19 protein-coding genes are annotated in these 17,940 nt (G+C 72.7%); 9 read left to right on the top strand and 10 right to left on the bottom strand.

Translation table 11 applies throughout. The annotated features are described in order from the left end of the window. Positions 1-17: 17 nt before the first annotated feature. Positions 18-407, bottom strand: coding sequence for a VOC family protein (locus tag ACSDR0_RS35375; RefSeq protein ID WP_435293291.1), 390 nt, complete (start codon positions 405-407; stop codon positions 18-20). Between the two features lie 223 nt (positions 408-630). Between ACSDR0_RS35375 and ACSDR0_RS35380 the strand changes: the two genes are divergently transcribed. The 4 genes from ACSDR0_RS35380 to ACSDR0_RS35395 are packed head-to-tail and all read left to right on the top strand — an operon-like array spanning position 631 to position 3,709. Continuing rightward, positions 631-822 (top strand): hypothetical protein, encoded by a 192-nt coding sequence (locus ACSDR0_RS35380; protein WP_435293292.1) that lies wholly within the window; start codon positions 631-633, stop codon positions 820-822. A 51-nt stretch (positions 823-873) separates the two neighbouring features. Then, the gene (locus ACSDR0_RS35385) at positions 874-1,497 is read left to right on the top strand and encodes a hypothetical protein (RefSeq protein ID WP_435293293.1); all 624 of its coding nucleotides are present in this window, start codon (positions 874-876) and stop codon (positions 1,495-1,497) included. Further along, a complete protein-coding gene (locus ACSDR0_RS35390) occupies positions 1,494-2,252 on the top strand; it encodes a PIG-L deacetylase family protein (RefSeq protein WP_435293294.1) in 759 nt (252 codons plus the stop codon). Before ACSDR0_RS35385 ends, ACSDR0_RS35390 begins: the two co-directional genes overlap by 4 nt. 47 nt (positions 2,253-2,299) lie before the next feature. Further along, positions 2,300-3,709 (top strand): methyltransferase, encoded by a 1,410-nt coding sequence (locus ACSDR0_RS35395; RefSeq protein ID WP_435293295.1) that lies wholly within the window; start codon positions 2,300-2,302, stop codon positions 3,707-3,709. Between the two features lie 28 nt (positions 3,710-3,737). On the opposite strand, the gene ACSDR0_RS35400 is transcribed toward ACSDR0_RS35395, so the two are convergent. Together ACSDR0_RS35400 and ACSDR0_RS35405 are read right to left on the bottom strand one after the other, a co-directional pair. Continuing rightward, positions 3,738-4,475, bottom strand: a complete 738-nt coding sequence (locus ACSDR0_RS35400; protein WP_435293296.1) for a sulfite exporter TauE/SafE family protein — start codon at positions 4,473-4,475, stop codon at positions 3,738-3,740. Between the two features lie 127 nt (positions 4,476-4,602). Then, a complete protein-coding gene (locus ACSDR0_RS35405) occupies positions 4,603-5,760 on the bottom strand; it encodes a TetR/AcrR family transcriptional regulator (protein WP_435293319.1) in 1,158 nt (385 codons plus the stop codon). Between the two features lie 103 nt (positions 5,761-5,863). Between ACSDR0_RS35405 and ACSDR0_RS35410 the strand changes: the two genes are divergently transcribed. Both ACSDR0_RS35410 and clpX read left to right on the top strand, forming a co-directional pair. Then, positions 5,864-7,072: a cytochrome P450 family protein gene (locus ACSDR0_RS35410; RefSeq protein ID WP_435293297.1), complete on the top strand. Its 1,209-nt coding sequence runs from the start codon at positions 5,864-5,866 to the stop codon at positions 7,070-7,072. Positions 7,073-7,117: 45 nt separating this feature from the next. Then, on the top strand, positions 7,118-8,431 hold the full coding sequence (gene clpX, locus ACSDR0_RS35415; RefSeq protein ID WP_435293298.1) for an ATP-dependent Clp protease ATP-binding subunit ClpX: 1,314 nt from the start codon (positions 7,118-7,120) through the stop codon (positions 8,429-8,431). A 9-nt stretch (positions 8,432-8,440) separates the two neighbouring features. On the opposite strand, the gene ACSDR0_RS35420 is transcribed toward clpX, so the two are convergent. The 4 genes from ACSDR0_RS35420 to ACSDR0_RS35435 all read right to left on the bottom strand — a co-directional run bounded on the left by ACSDR0_RS35420 (position 8,441) and on the right by ACSDR0_RS35435 (position 12,693). Further along, positions 8,441-9,697, bottom strand: a complete 1,257-nt coding sequence (locus ACSDR0_RS35420; RefSeq protein ID WP_435293299.1) for an RNA polymerase sigma factor — start codon at positions 9,695-9,697, stop codon at positions 8,441-8,443. 8 nt (positions 9,698-9,705) lie between these two features. Further along, the gene (locus ACSDR0_RS35425) at positions 9,706-10,122 is read right to left on the bottom strand and encodes a YciI family protein (RefSeq protein ID WP_435293300.1); all 417 of its coding nucleotides are present in this window, start codon (positions 10,120-10,122) and stop codon (positions 9,706-9,708) included. Positions 10,123-10,305: 183 nt separating this feature from the next. Continuing rightward, positions 10,306-11,859, bottom strand: coding sequence for a hypothetical protein (locus ACSDR0_RS35430; protein ID WP_435293301.1), 1,554 nt, complete (start codon positions 11,857-11,859; stop codon positions 10,306-10,308). 255 nt (positions 11,860-12,114) lie between these two features. Continuing rightward, positions 12,115-12,693, bottom strand: coding sequence for a TetR/AcrR family transcriptional regulator (locus ACSDR0_RS35435; RefSeq protein WP_435293302.1), 579 nt, complete (start codon positions 12,691-12,693; stop codon positions 12,115-12,117). 65 nt (positions 12,694-12,758) lie between these two features. Between ACSDR0_RS35435 and ACSDR0_RS35440 the strand changes: the two genes are divergently transcribed. Together ACSDR0_RS35440 and ACSDR0_RS35445 are read left to right on the top strand one after the other, a co-directional pair. Beyond that, positions 12,759-12,983: a hypothetical protein gene (locus ACSDR0_RS35440; RefSeq protein ID WP_435293323.1), complete on the top strand. Its 225-nt coding sequence runs from the start codon at positions 12,759-12,761 to the stop codon at positions 12,981-12,983. A gap of 152 nt (positions 12,984-13,135) precedes the next feature. Next, a complete protein-coding gene (locus ACSDR0_RS35445) occupies positions 13,136-13,624 on the top strand; it encodes a GNAT family N-acetyltransferase (protein WP_435293320.1) in 489 nt (162 codons plus the stop codon). Positions 13,625-13,842: 218 nt separating this feature from the next. Here ACSDR0_RS35445 and ACSDR0_RS35450 read toward each other — a convergent pair whose 3' ends face one another. Beyond that, positions 13,843-14,313, bottom strand: coding sequence for a hypothetical protein (locus tag ACSDR0_RS35450; protein WP_435293303.1), 471 nt, complete (start codon positions 14,311-14,313; stop codon positions 13,843-13,845). 18 nt (positions 14,314-14,331) lie between these two features. Between ACSDR0_RS35450 and ACSDR0_RS35455 the strand changes: the two genes are divergently transcribed. Further along, positions 14,332-14,973: a hypothetical protein gene (locus tag ACSDR0_RS35455; RefSeq protein WP_435293304.1), complete on the top strand. Its 642-nt coding sequence runs from the start codon at positions 14,332-14,334 to the stop codon at positions 14,971-14,973. A 211-nt stretch (positions 14,974-15,184) separates the two neighbouring features. Here ACSDR0_RS35455 and ACSDR0_RS35460 read toward each other — a convergent pair whose 3' ends face one another. Continuing rightward, positions 15,185-16,588 carry an amidase gene (locus ACSDR0_RS35460; RefSeq protein ID WP_435293305.1) on the bottom strand — a complete coding sequence of 468 codons (1,404 nt, stop codon included), beginning with the start codon at positions 16,586-16,588 and terminating at the stop codon, positions 15,185-15,187. Positions 16,589-17,002: 414 nt separating this feature from the next. Next, a complete protein-coding gene (locus ACSDR0_RS35465) occupies positions 17,003-17,887 on the bottom strand; it encodes a DUF4394 domain-containing protein (RefSeq protein WP_435293306.1) in 885 nt (294 codons plus the stop codon). Positions 17,888-17,940: the final 53 nt, after the last annotated feature.

Below are 17,940 nucleotides of genomic sequence, written 5' to 3' on the forward strand. Positions count from 1 at the left end.
AAGGGGGAGACCGCGGATCAGGCCTTCGCGAGCGAGTCGAGGATCTCCAGGTAATGCCGGTTGTACATGACGCCCAGGATGTTGCCGAAGGGGTCGATCACCGAGGCGCCGACGAATCCCTGGCCGAACTCCCGGGGCGGCTCGTGCTCCACGGCCCCCATGGACAGCAGCCGGTCGAGGGCCTCGGGGACGTCGTCGACGTGCCAGTACGTGACGACACCGGCCGGGCCGGTCTCCACGTCGTCGGCCAGCTGCTGGGCGTAGCCGCTGTCGAGCAGGCCCAGCTCGTGCTGGTAGTCGCCGAAGCGGAACTCGACGTAGCCGGGCTTGTCGAAGTACGGCTCGACGCCCAGCAGCTCGGTGTACCACTTCTTGGCCGCGTCCAGATCGGCGGCGTGAAATCTCACGGTGGTAAGTCCTCGTAACACGCTTTCTTCCTTTCGTCGCCGCGAATACTTGCCGACGAAGGTAAACGAAAACATCGAGGAGCGTGCGGATTTCGTTTTTCGTGAGCCCGTCGAAGATCTTGCCGGAGCAGAACTAACCCTTTTTACCAGGAATGATATGAATACCCCCGGCAGGGTAGGCCCGGTCCATGGACGGGGAGTCGAAAGAGAGTTCGTCGCCGAGGTGGAGTCGGGGCGGCTGGACCTTCCGCTGCCCGGCGGCGGGGGCACCAGGCGGCGGTGGGAGGCCTTGAGCTCGCTGGCCCGGCGGGACCTGTCGCTGGCGCGACTGTGCGAGGGGCACGCCGACGCCCTCGCGATCCTCGCCGAACTCGCCGGTCCCGCGCCGGCGACCGGCAGCCGGTGGGGCGTGTGAGCGGCACAGCCTCCCGGCCCGTCCCTCTCGGCGCACCCCGGGGCCGCGGGTGTGCACCCACGCCCTGGTGACCGCGGAGGCACCGAACGGCCCCCGCTCGCCGTGGCGGCCGAGGGCCTGCGGCCGGTGATCGGCAGCTGGCCGGCGACGGGGATGGCGGCCAGCGACACCCTGGACGTCCGCTTCGACGAGGTTCCCGCCGAACCGGTGGGACCGGTGGACGGGTATGTGAGAAGACCCGGTTTCCACCACGGCGGCGCGGGCGTCGCCGCGTGCTGGTACGGGGGAGCCAGGGGCGTGGCCGAGACCTTGCTGGCCGCCGCGGCCGAGCGGGACGTCGGCCCGCACGCCCTGGCCCACCTGGGCGCGGTCGACGTGGCGCTGCGTACCGCCAGGGCCGCGCTGGAGGAGTCGGCCGACGAGATCGACGCCGACCCCCACGACCTCAAGAACGCGGGAAGGCCGCGGTCCTTGCGCCTCAAGGCGCTGGTGGAGACCATGGCCACCGACGTCATGGGCCGGGTGGGCAGGGCGCTGGGCGCCGGGCCGCTCGCCCACGACGCCGCGCACGGGCGCCGGGTCGCCGACCTGACGGTCTACCTGCGCCAGCATCACGCCGAACGCGACCTCGCCGCGCTGGGTGCCCTGGTCGCCGAGCAGGGAGCCGGCTGGTGAGCACCGACCGGGCCGACCGGGCGGGCTGGGCCGATCCCGCCCCCAACCCCATCGACGCCCCGGGAACCCCGGAGGCCGAGTGGCGCGCCTGGCCGGGGCTCGGCGCCCTCCCGGCGCTCGCGTACGGCGGATGGCGCAGCGCGGTGGTGATCGCCGCCCATCCCGACGACGAGGTGCTGGGGCTCGGCGGGCTGCTGTCGCTGCTGGCGGCCTCAGAGGTGCGGCTGCGCCTGGTCGCCGTCACCGACGGCGAGGCCTCCCACCCGGGGGTCGCCGACGTGGCGGCGCTGGTGGCGCGGCGGGTGGGGGAGACCGCGTCCGCGCTGGAGGCCCTGGGGGCCGGCGGCGTGGAGGTCGTGCGGCTGGGCATGCCCGACACCGGGCTGGCCGAGCGCGAGGGCGAGCTCGCGCGGGCGCTGGGGAAGGCGTCCGCCGGGTTCGAGGTGTGCCTGGCCCCGTGGGAGGCGGACGCGCACTCCGATCACGAGGCCGCAGGCAGGGCCGCGGCCTCGGCGGGGCTGCGCCCCTACTTCTACCCGATCTGGGCCTGGCACTGGGCCCGGCCCGGCGACGCGCGGCTGCCCTGGGACCGGGCGTCGCGCATCCCCCTGCCGCCGGCGGTCCTGGCCCGCAAACGGGCGGCCATCGGCTGTTTCGCCAGCCAGCTGGAGCCCCGCGGCGCCGGTCTGGAGGCGGTGCTGCCCCCCGGCGTCGTCGCCCACTTCACCCGCGATCACGAGGTGCTCTTCCGTTGACATCCTCTCCACGGCCGGCGCCGGGGACTCCGCGCCGGAGGTATCCGGTGACGACCCATCCGGCGACCTTGGGGCCGGAGTACTTCGAGGACATGTACGCGGCCTCGCCGGACCCGTGGGGATTCACCTCCCGCTGGTACGAGGAGCGCAAGTACGCCATCAGTGCCGCGCTGCTGCCCGCGCGCCGCTACCGCAACGCCTTCGAGGCCGGCTGCTCCATCGGGGTGTTCACCGCCCTGCTCGCCCCGCGCTGCGACCGGCTGCTGGCCTGCGACCTGTCCTCCGTCGCGGTCGCGGCGGCCTCGGAACGCACCGCGGGCCACCCGGGGACGCGGGTGCAGCGGCGCGTCCTGCCCGATGAGTGGCCGGAGCGGGAGGGGGAGTTCGATCTCATCGTGCTGTCGGAGGTGCTCTACTACTTCGGCGGCATGGACCTGGAGCGGATGCTCGACCTGGCGGTCGCCGCGCTGAGCCCCGGGGGCACCCTGCTCGCGGTGCACTGGAGGCATCCCGTCGCGGAGTACCCGCGCGGCGGCGAGGAGGTGCACCGCGCCCTCGCCGGACGTGCCGGGCTGACCCGCCTCGTCGAACCGCGAGCCGGACTTCCTCGCCGAGGTCTACCTGCGCGGTGCCGCGGCCCCCTCGGTGGCCGAGACCGAGGGACTTGTGTGATCCAGGCCGTCGGAGTCGTGGTGCCCGCCCGCGACGAGGAGGACCTGCTGCCCGCCTGCCTGGCCTCGGTGAACCTGGCCGGGCGCATGCTCCCCGGCGTGGCGGTCCACCTGATCGTCGTCGCCGACACGTGCGGTGACCGTCCGGCCTCCCTCGCCGCGCAGGCCGGGGCGACCGTCGTCGAGGGCACCATGACCAACGTCGGGCAGGCGCGGCTGGCGGGCACGCAGGCGCTCCTGCGGCGGACCCGCGCCCTGGATCCCGCCGCCGTCTGGGTCGCCACCACCGACGCCGACACCCTGGTCCCGCCCTGCTGGCTCAGCCGCCAGCTCAGGCACGCCTCCCAGAGGTGGGAGGCCGTCGTCGGCACTGTGATGATCACCGACTGGTCCGGCTACCCGCCGCGGTGCAGGGCCGCCTACGCCGAGGGGTACGCCGCCGGGACAGGGACGAGAACGGGGACGAGGACGGCCGGCCAGGACGCGACCGGCGCGGAGGCGGACGGCGGGCGATGGCATCCGCACGTGCACGGCGCCAACCTCGGCGTCACCGCCGCCGCCTACCTGGCGGTCGGCGGGTTCAGCGCGCTGCCGACCGGTGAGGACGACGCCCTGGTCCGGGCGTTGGAGCTGGCCGGCAGGCGGGTCCTGCGCACCACCGGCGTGGCCGTGGTGACCTCGGCGCGCCGCGACCCCCGGGCGCCGGGCGGCTTCGGCCACTTCCTCGCCCTGCTCGAACGCGACACGGACCTGTCGGTGCCGCGGCCGTCGGGGCGTCCGCGTTGAGCCGTACGACCGGCCGCCGGCGGAGACCTCACAGCAGCAGGCGCACCGCGGCGAGCAGCGTGAGCCCCAGCGTGATCCGTTCGAAGAGCGTGCGGTCGATGCGGCTGATGACGGCGCGCCCGGTCGCGGCTCCGGCGAGGACCGCGGGGGCGCCCAGCGCGGCGAAGACGAGGCTGGAGGGGGTGATGAGGCCCAGCGCGACGCTGAACGGCACCTTGAAGGCGTTGATCGTCAGGAAGAACCAGGAGCTGGTCCCCAGGAAGCCCAGCATCGGCAGGCCCGCCGCCAGCAGGTAGATGGCCATGATGGGGCCGGCCGCGTTGGCCGTCATGGTGGCGAAGCCGGCGAAGACGCCCGCGAGGGCGGCCACCGGGCGGCGATGGGCGAGCGAGTCCTCCGGGGCCCGGCGCCGGTTCCACAGGTGCACCGCGATGATCATCAGCAGGATCGCCCCGATGAGCCGTCTCATCTGCGCGTCGTCGATCCAGCGCACCACCACGGCCCCGGCGACCACGCCCAGGGCGACCCACGGGAAGAGCCGGATCAGCCTCGGCCAGTCGGCGTGGCGCCGGTAGGAGGCCACGGCGACCAGGTCGCCGACGAGCAGGAGCGGCAGCAGCGTGCCCGTGGACTGCTTGGTCGGCAGCACGAGCGCGAACAGGGCGATGGCCACCGTCCCCGAGCCGGAGACGCCGGTCTTGGAGAAGCCCACCAGGAACAGGGCGGCCAGCAGGATGACCCACTGGACGGTGTCGAGGGAGGGCATCAGCCTCGCCGGCGGGAGGAAGGGGGAGATGAGGTCACAGATGACCGTACATGATGCCTAGGCCGGCGAATTCCCTGGCCTGGCGCCCGAGGCTCTGCGGCGAGGGCGCCGGGTGGCACCGGTGGCTTCATCGCCCCGGGACCGACGGCTTCACTGCCCCGGGGCCGGTGTCGAGGGCCGTGCCGGCGGGCCGCCCGGCCTCGTCCGCCGTGGCTTCGCCCCGCGCCGTGGCGGCCGTGTGGCACGCGCCGCGGCCGTCGGCGCGCATGACGATCCGGCCCGCCTGGACTCGGACGGCGGCCTCGGTCGCGTCGCTGACGGCCAGGACGCCCGCCGCCGCGGCCAGGGCGCCGGAGTCGTCGAGCACCACCTGCAGGCGTGGCCACGCCGAGGGCGGGAAGGCCTGGCGCAGGCAGCCGCAGAGGTCGGCGACGGCCAGCCGCGCCAGCGGTGCCAGCTCGCCGGGGTCGCCGGTGACCAGCACGGCGGTGATCGTGGCGCCGGCCGGTGCGGCCCGTACCGCCTCCTCGGCGGCCTCAAGCCGGTGCAGCCCCAGAACGGCCACCACGCCGTCGCCGGTGAGCCGCGCGGGCTCGGCGCGCACCGCGTTCACCGCCGGCGGCGGCGACCACGGCTCGTCGGCGGGCCGGGCCTGCGGGATCCACGGCGTGGACGGCCACATGTCGTCGAGGTCGAGGCCGGCGAGCCGCTCGCAGGCCTTGACGATGTTGAAGGGCTCGGTGAAGCCGGGAGCGGCGGCGGCCATCTGGTTCGCGCCGTGCAGGATGGTGAGCGCGGCCTCGGCCACGTGCACCAGACGTCCGCCGGGGGTCGCGGGCGGGCGCAGGCGCTCCAGCGCGAGCCCGAGCAGGATCGCGTCGAGCTTCATCAGCTGCGCGAACGGCCGCCGGGTCCGCTCGTCGGCGAGGATCTCGGGCATCAGGTCCATGCCGATCCTGGCCATGCCGTACCGCTCGTCGACGCTCAGGGGGAGCCGGGCCAGCCAGACGCGGGCGAGCGCGCCGAGCGCCTCGCGGGGGGTGAGGCCGGGCTCGGGGTTCGGCGGCTCGGGGGCGCGCTCGGCGAGGTCGGCCAGGACCGTGAAGTACAGGGCCCGCTTGCCGGGGAAGTTGGAGTAGACCGCGCCGCGGGTGAGCTCGGCGCGCTCGGCGATGGAGTCGATCTTCGCGTCGCGAAAACCGCGTTCGGCGAACTCGTCCACGGCCGCGGCCAGCACCTTGGCACGGTTGCGTTCCTGCAGTTGCGCCCTGCCGAGCCGGCCCATCGTCCTCCTCGCCGCGGCGTTGCCGTCCATCGTGATCCAAGATACCGTGACCACTCAGATGACGAGACCATCTGTTCTGAACATCTGAGATTCCGGAGGACCCATGACCGCCGTCGACCAGGACGTGAGCGACGTTCCCGAGATCCACCTCACCGACGCCGAGGTGCTGCGCGACCCCTTCGCCGCCTACGGGCGCGCCAGGGAGGCCTCGCCGCTGGCGCGGCTGGTGGCCCCCGGCTTCGGCCCGATGCTGGCGCTCACCCGGCACGAGGACGTCAGGGCGATGCTGAGCGACCCGCGGTTCGAGATCAACGCCGCCAGCTTCATGCGGCCCGACGTGCCGGAGGACTGCCTGCCCTACATGCGGACCATGAGCGAGATGGACGGGCCCGAGCACCTACGGCTGCGCCGGCTGGTGTCGCCCGCCTTCAGCGCGCGCCGCGCCGCCGAGTTCCGGCCGCGGATCGAGCCGATCGTCGAGGCCCTGCTCGACGGCCTGCCCGGCCACGCCGAGCACGGCGTGGTGGACCTGCTGGGACACTTCGCCCGGCCGCTGCCGATGGACGTCATCTGCGAGCTGGTCGGCATTCCCGGCGCCGACCGCCCGCACTGGCGCGAGTACGGCGCCACCGTCGTGGGAGGCGGGGGCCAGAGGTTCGCCGAGGCCATACCGAACATCATGGAAGGCGCCAGGGCGGCGGTCGCGCGCCGTCGCGCCGAACCCGGCGACGACCTGCTGTCGGACCTCATCCGCGCCCAGGCCGACGACGGTGACCGGCTCGGCGACACCGAGCTGGTCACCATGGTCTGGCACCTGGTCCTGGCGGGGCAGACGCCCACGAACCTCATCGCCAACGCCGTGGAGGTCCTGCTCACCCACCCCGGCCAGGCCGCCGCGCTGCGCGAGGACGCCGCGCTCATGCCGCGCGCCATCGAGGAGCTGACGCGCTGGTGCGGCCCGACGCTGCTGTCGATCCCCCGCTACGCGCGCGAGGACGTCGAGCTGCACGGCACGCTGGTACGCGAGGGCGAGCCCGTCACCGCCGCGATCGCCGCCGCCAACCGCGACCCGCGCGTGTTCGCCGACCCCGACCTGCTCGACCTGGGCCGCTCCACGCAGGCGGGGGGACACCTCGGATTCGCCCACGGGCCGCACTTCTGCCTGGGGGCCTCGCTGGCCCGCGTACAGACCGAGGTCGCGCTCACCGCGCTGCTGCGCCGCTTCCCGGACCTGGCCCTCGCCCCGGAGAACGCGGGACGCGCGCCCGACCCGGGCACCTGGCGCCTGGCGTCACTGCTCGTGACCCTGTGACCCCGCGGCTCTTCGCCCCCTACGACCGCTGAGGAGACGTTTCCCATGGCACGCACCGGTGACCGCGGCGACCTGCTGAAATGCTCGTTCTGCGGGAAGAGCCAGAAGCAGGTCATGAGGCTCATCGCCGGTCCCGGCGGTGTCTACATCTGTGACGAGTGCGTCGAGCTCTGCAACGAGCTCATCGAGGAGGAGTTCGGCCGATCCCCCGAATCCCCCGCCGGCTTCGGGGGAGGGCTCCGCAGGCCGCCGAAGCCGCGGGAGATCCACGAGTTCCTCGGGCAGTACGTCATCGGGCAGGACAACGCCAAGAAGTCGCTCGCGGTGGCGGTCTACAACCACTACAAGCGCGTGCTCCCCGGCGCGCGGCACGCCGCGGGCAGGGAGGCGGTCGAGCCGGTCGAGGCGGTCGAGCTGGGCAAGTCCAACATCCTGCTGGTCGGCCCGACCGGCTCCGGCAAGACCCATCTCGTCCAGACACTCGCCCGGATGCTCGGCGTCCCGTTCGCGATCGCCGACGCCACCGCCCTGACGGAGGCGGGCTACGTGGGCGAGGACGTCGAGAACATTCTGCTCAAGCTGATCCAGGCCGCTGACTACGACGTCAAGAAGGCCGAGACCGGCATCATCTACATCGACGAGGTCGACAAGATCGCTCGCAAGAGCGAGAACCCGTCGATCACCAGGGACGTCTCCGGCGAGGGCGTGCAGCAGGCCCTGCTGAAGATCCTGGAGGGCACGACCGCGAGCGTGCCGCCGCAGGGCGGCCGCAAGCACCCGCACCAGGAGTTCATCCAGATCGACACCACCAACGTGCTGTTCATCGCCGGTGGCGCGTTCTCCGGCCTGGAGCAGATCATCGAGGCCCGGACCGGCCGCGGCGGCGCCGGGTTCGGCGCCCCGATCCGCATCGGGCGCGAGCGGGACGTCCTGGCCGAGGTCATGCCCGAGGACCTGCTGAGGTTCGGGCTGATCCCCGAACTGGTCGGCCGGCTCCCGGTGGTGTCGACCTTCCAGCCGCTGGACCGTACGGCGCTGGTGCGCATCCTCACCGAACCGCGCAACGCCCTGATCAAGCAGTACCGCAGGCTCTTCGAGATGGACGGCGTCGAGCTGGAGTTCACCGAGGAGGCCGTCGGCGCGATCGCCGACCAGGCGCTGCTGCGGCGCACCGGCGCCCGCGCGACCCGCGCGATCCTCGAAGAGGTCCTGCTCAACGTGATGTACGAGGTGCCGGGCCGCGACGACGTGGCCCGCGTGGTGATCGACCGCGACACCGTGCTCGGCAACGTCAACCCGACACTGGTGCCGCGCCACCACCCCGATCAGGAGCCGAAACGCCACGACCGGTCCGCCTGAGAGACCGCCTCACCCGGGGCCCGGCCGCCCGTCCGCCAGGCGTGCCGCCCTGGCGTGCAGGTAGCGCTGCTGGGAAAGGCCGGTCGCGCGCCGGGCCGCCTCCCGGTAGCAGTCACGCGCCGCCACCCGCTCACCGGCCATCTCCAGCAGGTGGGCGCGGACCGCGTGCAGCCGGTGGTCCTCGGCGATGCGCCCGTCGGCCGCGAGCGGGCCGAGCAGGCCGAGCCCGGCGTGCGGGCCCCGGGCCATGGCCACCGCCACGACGTGGTTCAACGCCACCACGGGATTGTCGGAGATGCGCATCAGCAGCTCGTACAGGGCCGTGATCTGCGGCCAGTCGGTCGCCTCGGCACTCGGCGCCTCGTCGTGGATCGCGGCGATCGCCGCCTGCAGCTGGTACGGGCCCGCCACCCCCCGGGGGAGCGCGCCGGTGATGAGCGCCACGCCCTCGGCGATGGAGGCGGCGTTCCACAGGCCGCGGTCCTGCTCGGCCATCGGGATCAGGGAGCCGTCCGGCCCGGTACGCGCCGGGCGGCGCGCGTCGGTGAGCACCATGAGCGCGAGCAGCCCCGTCACCTCGCCGTCGTCGGGCAGCAGCCGGTGGACCATCCTGGCCAGCCGGATCGCCTCCGACGACAGCTCCACGCGCTGCAGGCTCGGCCCCGAGGTGCTGGCGTAGCCCTCGTTGAAGATCAGGTAGAGCACGTGCAGGACCACGCCGAGCCGGTCGGCGCGCTCCGGCCCCGAGGGGATGCCGAAGGGGATGCCGCTGTCCTTGACGCTGCGCTTGGCCCGGGTGATGCGCCGGGTCATGGTCGCCTCCGGCACCAGAAACGCCCGGGCGATCTCCGCGGTGGTCAGGCCGCCGACCGCCCGCAGGGTGAGGGCGATCTGCGAGGCCGCCGACAGCGAGGGGTGACAGCACATGAACAGCAGGATGAGCGTGTCGTCGGATTCGGCGGCGGGCCTGTCGGCGGCGGGCGCCGGCCACCGGTCGGACAGCGCCCACCGGGCGACGGTGTCCTCACGGCGCCGGCGCGCCTGCTCCGCGCGCAGCAGGTCGGTCAGCCTGCGCGAGGCGACCGTGATCAGCCAGCCCAGCGGATTGTCCGGCAGGCCGTCTTCGGGCCACTGCGTGGCGGCGGCCAGGAGCGCCTCCTGCGCCGCGTCGTCGGCGGTGTCGAAATGCCCGTAACGCCGTACCAGCGCGTCGAGGACCTGCGGCGCCAGCCGGCGCAGCAGGTCCTCGACCTCGGTGTCGACCATGGAGACGATCAGATCGCCAGCTCGCCCTGGAACTCCTCGACCGGCCGTACGTCGGCGTAGGCGTTCGCGGCGAGCGACCCGGGGGCGGGGCACTCTCCCAGCCGGGCGGCGATCTCGGTCGCCCGGTCGAAGCTCTCGCACTCCACGATCCAGTAGCCGGCCAGGACCTCCTGGGTCTCGGCGTACGGGCCGTCGGTCACGACCGGGACACCGTCCTTCGACCCCACCCTGCGGGTGTGGACCGGAGCGGCCAGGCCCCGCGTCTCGACGAACTCGCCGGACTCCTCCAGGTCCCTGGAGAACGCCTCCATGAACGCGTGCATCGGCGCGAAGTCCTCCGGGGACAGGGCCGGCCGGTCGCCGTCCTTGCCCGCCATGGCGTCGTAGTCCCGCTGCGAGCCGTACATCAAGATCATGTACTTCATGGTGTCTTCCTCTCCGCCGGCGCCGCCGTGGCGCCCGGCACCGGAGACGTCGGAGCCACGGACCCGTACCGGACATCCGCCCGCGACCCGATCGCGAATCCTCGCCATCGGCCCGCGCCGGCTTCCCAGGCTATTCAACGGCCCCGGCCGAATGTCCACCGGCCGCGGGCCGGGTGGCGAAGGTCAGGTGACGGGGATCAGGTCCGGGCCCACGACGTGCCCGTGGTGGGGCTCGGGGTCGTTCTGGTCGTGCCGGAAGTGCCCGGCGTACCAGACGACGACGTTGGTGGCGCTGACGCTCTCGCCGTTGACGAAGCGGTTCAGCATCGCCCGGTTGTCGGGACCGGTGTTGCCGTCGTAGAGCTCGGCCGGGTGGTGGCGCAGGAACCACAGGTCGGCGACGCCGTAGGGGTCGGTGGTGTTGTCGTGCTCGCCGGGTCGTATCCGCCACCCCCGGCCGCTGGTCTTGTCGGTGACCTGCCAGAACAGGGCGGGAGGACGCCGCCTGCGGGCGACCTCCCGCACGATCGGCACCGCCTGGGGAACGCCCGAGCCAGTGTCGTCGAACTGCTCGATCACGTCGTTGGCCGAGCCCTCCACGTCGAAGTCGAAGCGCCAGTAGACGTGGTGGCGGTGGCGCATGCAGGTGCGCGGGTTGCGCACCCCGGCGAACCCGAAGCGCGGCTTGATCGTGCCGTCGTCGCCCAGGCGCCACTCCGAGGCGTAGCGGTACCAGCCGGCCGCCAGCTCGCTGACGATGCGCAGCTCGCCGCCGTCATGGTGGAAGGCCACCCCCTGGAAGTTGCCGGCGTCGTTGTCGGGCCGCTCCAGGATGGTCCGGGGCGGTTCGGCGCAGATCCGCCACCCCCAGCCCACCGGCTCGGTGCCGGTCGCCGAGAAGCGGGTCTCCTCGTACTGCCAGTCGCGGTAGGTGACGCCGTCTTCTTCGTACTGGACGTTGAGGATCGGCACGTGCGCCTGGCGCAGCACGAGCCTGCCGCGGTGGCGCACCTCTCTCAGCTCCACCCCCGAGCCGTCGCCGGGGTTGGTGGGCGCCGAGGCGCGGGGCCGCACCACGATCATGTTCCACAGCTCGGTGTCGCCGTCGACCACGCGCAGCCGCACCTGGTCGGGGCCGCCCCGGTCGCGCAGGGTCTCCACGGGGACGGGCAGGTGCGACTCGCAGTCGCCCGGGTGGTGCATCGCGACGCCGACCCCGGCGGGGGACCAGTCGACGTGGCCGGCCGCGACGTCCACGGCGACGATGCGGTGCATGGTGGCGCCCGAGGGGTCGTAGACGCCCAGGGTGGGGCGGCGGGTGGTGGTGCCGTCGGGGTTGTCCAGGTCGGCCAGCGGCGGCATGGGCTGGTAGACCAGCACGTCCTCCCCGGCGGGGAAGCGCTCGTCGGCGCGCAGGATCGCCGCGGCGGCCTTCAGCTCCTCGTGGCGCGGGTTGGGCCGGTAGGCGCTGGGCAGCACCTGCGCCTGGTCGGGCCGGTCCAGGGTCCCGCGCAGCTCGACCCCCCGGTTGGAGACCGGGTCGAACACCCCCGCCCGGAACGGGGCGCCCTCGTCCGGGTCGTGGCCGAGCGCCACCGCGGGGCCCACGATCAGCCGCCCGGCGTCGGCGACCTCCAGGTGGGCGAGCACGGCGGGATGCGCCGCGGCCACCTCCCGTACCCGCTCGGCCGACAACTCCGTCCGCCCAACCGCCTCGATGATCACTTGTACGGTCATGTGGTCTCCCCGTCGCGACGTTGGATGGCCGTGCCGCCCCCGACATACGGCGCATCCCTGTCATATCGTCCCGGCCCGGTGCTGGGAAGACCTTGGATCTTCGCGTACGGCGTCACCGCGCCGGTGCGATTCCCGCGGCACCGTCCTGGTGGACACGGACATCCACCGCCCGCGAGCACCGTGGCACCGTCCTGGTGGGCATGGACATCCACCGCCCGCGGGCACCGCGGCGCGTCGACCGCCGGGCCGGGAGACCTATCGGGCTGCCAGCCGGTCCAGGTGGTAGTGGACGCTCGCCATGGCCTGGCCGGGATCGCGCACGCCGAGCAGGATGTCGAAGGCCAGACCCTCGATCATGGCGAGCAGTGCGATCGACTCGCGTTCGGCGTCCAGGTCGGGCCGTAGCTCGCCGGCCCGCTGGGCCCGGCCGATCAGTTCGGCGACCTGGTCGTGCAGCCAGTGGTACCCCTCTCGCAGGGGATCGGCCAGGTGGGGGGCGTCCGCGGCGCGGACGCCGAATGCCTGGAGGACGCGGCGTTCGGACCGGCGGCGGGCGTCCAGCGGCAGCATCTCGGCGGCCATCACCCGCAGGAAGGATCGCCCGGAGAAGGCGCCGTCGTGGTCGCCGAGTCCGGCCATGATCCGCGCGGTGACCTGCTCGCCCGTATAGCCGATCACGTGCCGGAGCAGCTCGTCCTTGCTGCGGAAGTAGTGCTGCACGGCTCCGAGCGAGATGCCCGCCTCGACGGCGATGTCGCGCAGCGTGGCGCGATCCAGCCCGTGGCGGCCCGCGACGCAGCCGGCCGTGCTGCGGCACGCGCGGGCGTTCGTCACGCACGCCGGGATGGGCGCCACGATGGAGAGCCTGCACCTCGAGGTGCCGATGGTGGCGGTGCCAGATGGCCGAGCAGCGGGCCAACGCCGACCGCATCGCCGAACTGGGCCTCGGCACGGTGCCGCCCCCGGGCGAGGTCACCCCCGACGCGCTGTGGCGGGCCGTGGAGGACGTGGCCGGCGACGGGCACGTTCGCGAGCGGCTGGCGTGGATGCGGCGGGAGATGACCGCCGCGGGCGGGGCTCCGGCGGCGGCCGACGCGGTGGAGAAGGTCCTCGGCCTCCGGTGACGTGGCCCCGTCAGCGCTGGAGGAGCGACGTGGAGACCGGCGATTCCGCGCGCGGCAGCCGAGCCGAGCCCCTGGGCGGCCGCCGATTCGGGGTGATCGTGTGGCGCACCGGCATTGGCACCGGCACCGCCCGGCTGCCGCATACTGGGCGGATGCTGATCAGAGAAGCCGTCGTGGACGACTGGCCGGCCATCTGGCCGTTCTTTCACGAGATCGTCGCCGCTGGAGAGACCTTCTCCTACCCGCTCGATCTCGGTCAGGAGGCGGGGCGCGACTGGTGGCTGCTGTCGGCCCCGAACCGTACGGTCGTCGCGGTCGACGACGACGGCGTGATCCTCGGCACCGCGAAGATGAACAACAACCAGATGGGCAACGCCTCGCACGTCGCGAGCGCCAGCTACATGGTCGATCCAGCGCATTCCGGACGCGGTGTGGGCCGCGCGCTGTGCGAGTACACGATCGAGTGGGCCCGGGCGGCGGGTTTCCGCTCGATGCAGTTCAACGCGGTCGTGGAGACGAACGAGACGGCGGTGCGGTTGTACCGGCGGCTCGGATTCGAGGTGCTCGGCACCGTGCCGGAGGGTTTCCGGCACCCGGTGAAGGGCTACGTCGGACTGCACATCATGTACCGCGCTCTTTGACGGATCCCTCGGAACACGCCCGGACGCACCGCGGGCGCCGCAGCGCGCGGCGGAGATCCTCGGGGCCACGAACCCGGCCGGTGCCCGCTTCGGCCTCTCCGCCGAGTTCCCGCTCCTCGCGAGCACGGCCCTCCGGCAGGTCATGGAGCAGTGGCAGCAGAGCCAGGCCGATCGGTCAGCGCGCGGGTGTACGTGTAGCGTCTCACCAGACGATTCGATCATGAAGGATGCCGGGTGTCGAAGCCGCCGGACGCGTTGGACATGTCCCGAGCTGAGCGTGTCAGCAGATACGGCGATGTGGCGAGCGCCCTGACGTTGCGCAGCGACCGACAACTCGCCGAGTCGCTGGAGCAGGCGCGGACCCTGGGCTCGGGGATCGGCGGTACCTCGGTGCTGCTGGACGTCGCCGGCGTACCGGTCTTCGCCAAGCGCATCCCGCTGACCGACCTGGAGCGCTCAGCGGGCAACGTGATGTCCACGGCGAACCTGTTCGGGGTGCCTCCGTTCTGCCAGTACGGACTTGTCGAGGTCGGCGGGCCGGGCTTCGGCGCATGGCGTGAACTCGCGGCCAACGTCATGACGACCAACTGGGTCCTGGCCGGGCGCAGTGCGGCCTTTCCGCTGCTGTACCACTGGCGGGTGCTGCCGGGAGCGCCGCCACCCGAGCGCCGCCACCCGGCGATGAGCACGCCGACGTCGAGGCGGTCGTGCGGTACTGGGACGGATCACCGGCGGTACGGGATCGTCTCCACGCCCTTGCCCGCGCCTCGGCCGGCATCGTGCTGTTCCAGGAGTTCATCCCCTACAACCTCGACGACTGGCTCGCCGCCCAGCTCACCGCCGGCCAGGACGCCGCGATGGCGGCGAGCGCCATGGTCGAGTCGTGCCTGCTCACCGACGTGGCCTTCATGAACGGCCAGGAGTTGATGCACTTCGACGGCCACTTCGGCAACATCCTCACCGACGGTGAACGCCTGTACATCGCCGACCTCGGACTGGCGACCTCCCCTCGGTTCGACCTGTCCGAGCAGGAGGTCGAATTCCTGGAGCGCAACCGGACCCACGACATCGGGTACGCGCTGATGCGGCTGGTCAACTGGCTCGTCACCAACGTCTGCGGAGTGGCGGCGCCGCGAGAGGGCGGGCCGGTACAACGCAACGACTACATCCGCGCGTGCGCGGCCGGCGCGGACCCCGTCGGCGCTCCACCGGCCGCCGCAGCGGTGATCCGCCGGTACGCCCCCGTGGCGGCGGCCATGAACGACTTCTACTGGGACCTGTTCGGTGTCGATCGGGCAACGCCCTACCCGGGCAAGAAGATCGAACGTGCCCTGAGCGCAGTGCGCTGATCTTCAGGAAACCTTCGATTCCTCGACACCCGGCACCGGCATCGAACCCAACGACCGTCCTGTCTCGCCGATCTCGGCCCGTTCTCAATCAAATGGCGGCGACTCCGCCCGCATTGGCCTGCTGACGCCACTGACCGTTCCGTTGTCCGGCATCAAGCCCCGTCTCCCGCGGCGGGCGCGGATCCAGCGGGACCGGGACCGGCGACCGCGGTCAGCGCGGGTCGATCGGCGTCAGCGTCCCGGTCGCCTCCTCCACCACCGCGGCGGCGTCCAGGCACAGATCCTCGCGGAACCTCGGACCGATGATCTGCACGGCATGGGGCAGGTCACCGGCCGGCCCGACAGGCACGGCGACCGCGGGCAGCCCGAGAAGGTTGACCACCACGGCCAGGCGCATCGTGTCCGGCCAGTCGGCCAGCCACCGGGGATCGAGATCCGATCCGACCCGGAAGGCCGGACGCGTGCGAACCGGCGCGAGCAGCAGCGGTGTACGGCTCATCCACGCGCTCCACAGGCGCGCGATGGACGCCCGCTCCATCATCGGGTCGAACGCTCGCTCCCCGGCGGCTCGCGTCCAGATCGGCTCGTACGCCTGCCAGAAGTGCGCGAACCCGGGGGACGCGACCACCTCGACAGGGGGCTGCTCCCGGTGCGTCCGGCCGTAGCTCGACATGATCTGCGTGTAGATCTCACTCGCGCGGGCGAGGGCCGGAGCCCGGCCTTCCTCGACGAGGTAGCCCGCGTCGGCCAGCGCTCCGGCCGCGCGCCTCAGCGCTCCGGCCACCTCCGGGTCCGTCTCGGCTCCGTCGGGATCGGTCACCACGCACACCCGCACCGGTGCCGGCAGGGGCGGGCCGTACAGGGGCACCGGCGCGTACCACGGGTCCCCGCCGGGCCGTCCGCACATGTGGCCGAATGCCAGGCGCAGATCCCGGACATGCCGGGCGATCGGACCATGGACGCCGAGCAGCTGGAATGCGAAGGGAATCGGCCCGGCCGCCCGCTCCCCGGCCTGTGCCACCCTGCCCAGCGAGGGCTTCAACGCGCTGACGCCGCAACACTGGGAGGGCCAGCGCAGCGAGCCCGCGCCGTCGTTCCCGATTCCCAGCGGAGACATTCCCGTCGCCACCGCGGCCGCCTCTCCGCCGCTCGAGCCGCCCGGTGTGTGCTCGGCGGACCAGGGGTTGACCGTCGCGCCGCGCAGCGCGTTGTCGGTGTGCCAGCGCATGCCGAACTCGGGCATGTTCGTCCGGCCGATCGAGATCGCTCCCGCCGCGCGCAGCTCGGCGACAAAAGGCGCGTCGGCGGCCGCCATCGCCTCCCGCAGGGCGACGACGCCCATCGTCGTCGCCGACCCCGCGACGTCGATGTTCTCCTTGATCGTCATCGGCACGCCGCACAGAGGGCCGGCCGCGTCACCCCGCGCGAGCGCCCTGTCGGCCGCCTCCGCCGCGGCGAGCGACTCCTCCTCCAGCTTGACCGTGATCGCGTTCACACGGGGGTTCACACCGTCGATCCGCCGTAGGTGCGCCTCGATCACCTCCCGGCACGACACCTCTCCACCGCGGACCAGCTCCGCCAGATCCCACGCGCCCAATGCCCACAGCTCCGTCAACGCGTCCTCCTCGGTGTCCGTGTCGGGAAATCTAGAGGGGGACGCCAGAAAAGAGCAGTCTTGTGTTCCCCGGCGGCGTCAGCCGTCCTCACCGCACAGCAGGGCGGAAGGGATGTCCTCAGGGAACCCACAAGTCATCTCTTGGCCGGGGACCGTCGGTGCCCCGCGTGGTGTCTGCGACGGCGGCTCCCCGTACCGCGCGCAGTAGATCGCGGTGAACCGCCCCTGGTGCAGAAATCCCCACCGCGCGGCCACGCCCGTCACGGTGCCGGTGCGCGGGAACCGGCACCGTGACGGGCGGAACGTTGCGGCAACCGGGCCGACCGGCGACGTCCGGCGTCACGGCCGGCGGGCCCACGTCGCGGACCGGCGGTGTGACCTGTACGCGGTCGCCGAGGTCTGGCTCGGCCGGGCTCAGCCGCGGTCGAGCCGGAGGGCGATGTCGACGACCTGCCGGCTGGAGGGGAAGGCGCCGTAGTTGTAGTTGACGGCACCGGTGAGCAGGTTGACGCCGTAGAACCTGTAGCGTCCGGCGACCTTCAATGTGGCGAAGGCGCTGTTGGAGACGGTGGCGCCGTTGCGCAGTGAGCTGTAGACGTCGAAGCCCGCCTCGCCGGTCGCGGCCACGCGCAGGTTGCCGGTCGCCACCAGCACGCCCGCGTTGGCGGGCGACTGCAGGAGCACCCGGGGGGATGTGGTGTCCACGTCGAAGAGCGTCGTGGCGGTGGCCGGGCTGAGATCGTTGTTGGTGTATCCGGCGCCCAGGACGCCGGTCACGACCGTTCCCGGGACGCCCGGTGACGGGGACGGGTCGGCCAGCGTGCCGTCGGCCACGGTCTGACCCGGGGCCGGGGTGCCCGCCGGGTCGTCGAGGTTGTGGCGCAGGTTCTGCCCGGTGTTGCTGATCACGCGCAGCCGGTTGGCGGCGGGGTTGAAGTCGACGCCGAAACCTGTGCCGCTCAGCGGCACGGTCAGCTGCGAGACCTTGACCGCACTGGCCCGCCCGCTGATCGTGTAGATGCCTCCCAGGTTCCCGACGCCGTACAGCCTGCCGTTCTGCACGCGGTAGTCGATGCCGACGAGCGCGCTGTCACCGACGAGCCCGTTGACCCGGCCGAGGTCGGTGGGACGGTTGGGGGAGCGGATCTCGAAGCCCACCAGACGCTGGTCGCCGGTCAGCCCGATGACGTCGAGGCCGGGCACGGCCGTCGCCGGCGCCGCGCCGGCCGCCGCGCTGCCCGTCGCGCCACCCGTCACCGTGCTCAGTGCCATCACGGCGGCGATGAGTGTCCTTCGCATGTGTCTCTCCTTCGTGGTCGGGTGTCGTTGCGCACGCACTCTGGCGGTGGAGC

It is taken from the genome of Streptosporangium sp. G11 (genome assembly GCF_051192615.1).
GTDB lineage: Bacteria > Actinomycetota > Actinomycetes > Streptosporangiales > Streptosporangiaceae > Streptosporangium.

Coding starts and splice junctions, on each gene's coding strand:
- ACSDR0_RS35400 (WP_435293296.1), bottom strand. CDS start 4,475: ATGCCCTCCCTCGACACCGTCCAGTGGGTCATCCTGCTGGCCGCCCTG.
- ACSDR0_RS35405 (WP_435293319.1), bottom strand. CDS start 5,760: ATGGGCCGGCTCGGCAGGGCGCAACTGCAGGAACGCAACCGTGCCAAG.
- ACSDR0_RS35410 (WP_435293297.1), top strand. CDS start 5,864: ATGACCGCCGTCGACCAGGACGTGAGCGACGTTCCCGAGATCCACCTC.
- clpX (WP_435293298.1), top strand. CDS start 7,118: ATGGCACGCACCGGTGACCGCGGCGACCTGCTGAAATGCTCGTTCTGC.
- ACSDR0_RS35420 (WP_435293299.1), bottom strand. CDS start 9,697: ATGGTCGACACCGAGGTCGAGGACCTGCTGCGCCGGCTGGCGCCGCAG.
- ACSDR0_RS35425 (WP_435293300.1), bottom strand. CDS start 10,122: ATGAAGTACATGATCTTGATGTACGGCTCGCAGCGGGACTACGACGCC.
- ACSDR0_RS35430 (WP_435293301.1), bottom strand. CDS start 11,859: ATGACCGTACAAGTGATCATCGAGGCGGTTGGGCGGACGGAGTTGTCG.
- ACSDR0_RS35440 (WP_435293323.1), top strand. CDS start 12,759: ATGGCCGAGCAGCGGGCCAACGCCGACCGCATCGCCGAACTGGGCCTC.
- ACSDR0_RS35445 (WP_435293320.1), top strand. CDS start 13,136: ATGCTGATCAGAGAAGCCGTCGTGGACGACTGGCCGGCCATCTGGCCG.
- ACSDR0_RS35465 (WP_435293306.1), bottom strand. CDS start 17,887: ATGCGAAGGACACTCATCGCCGCCGTGATGGCACTGAGCACGGTGACG.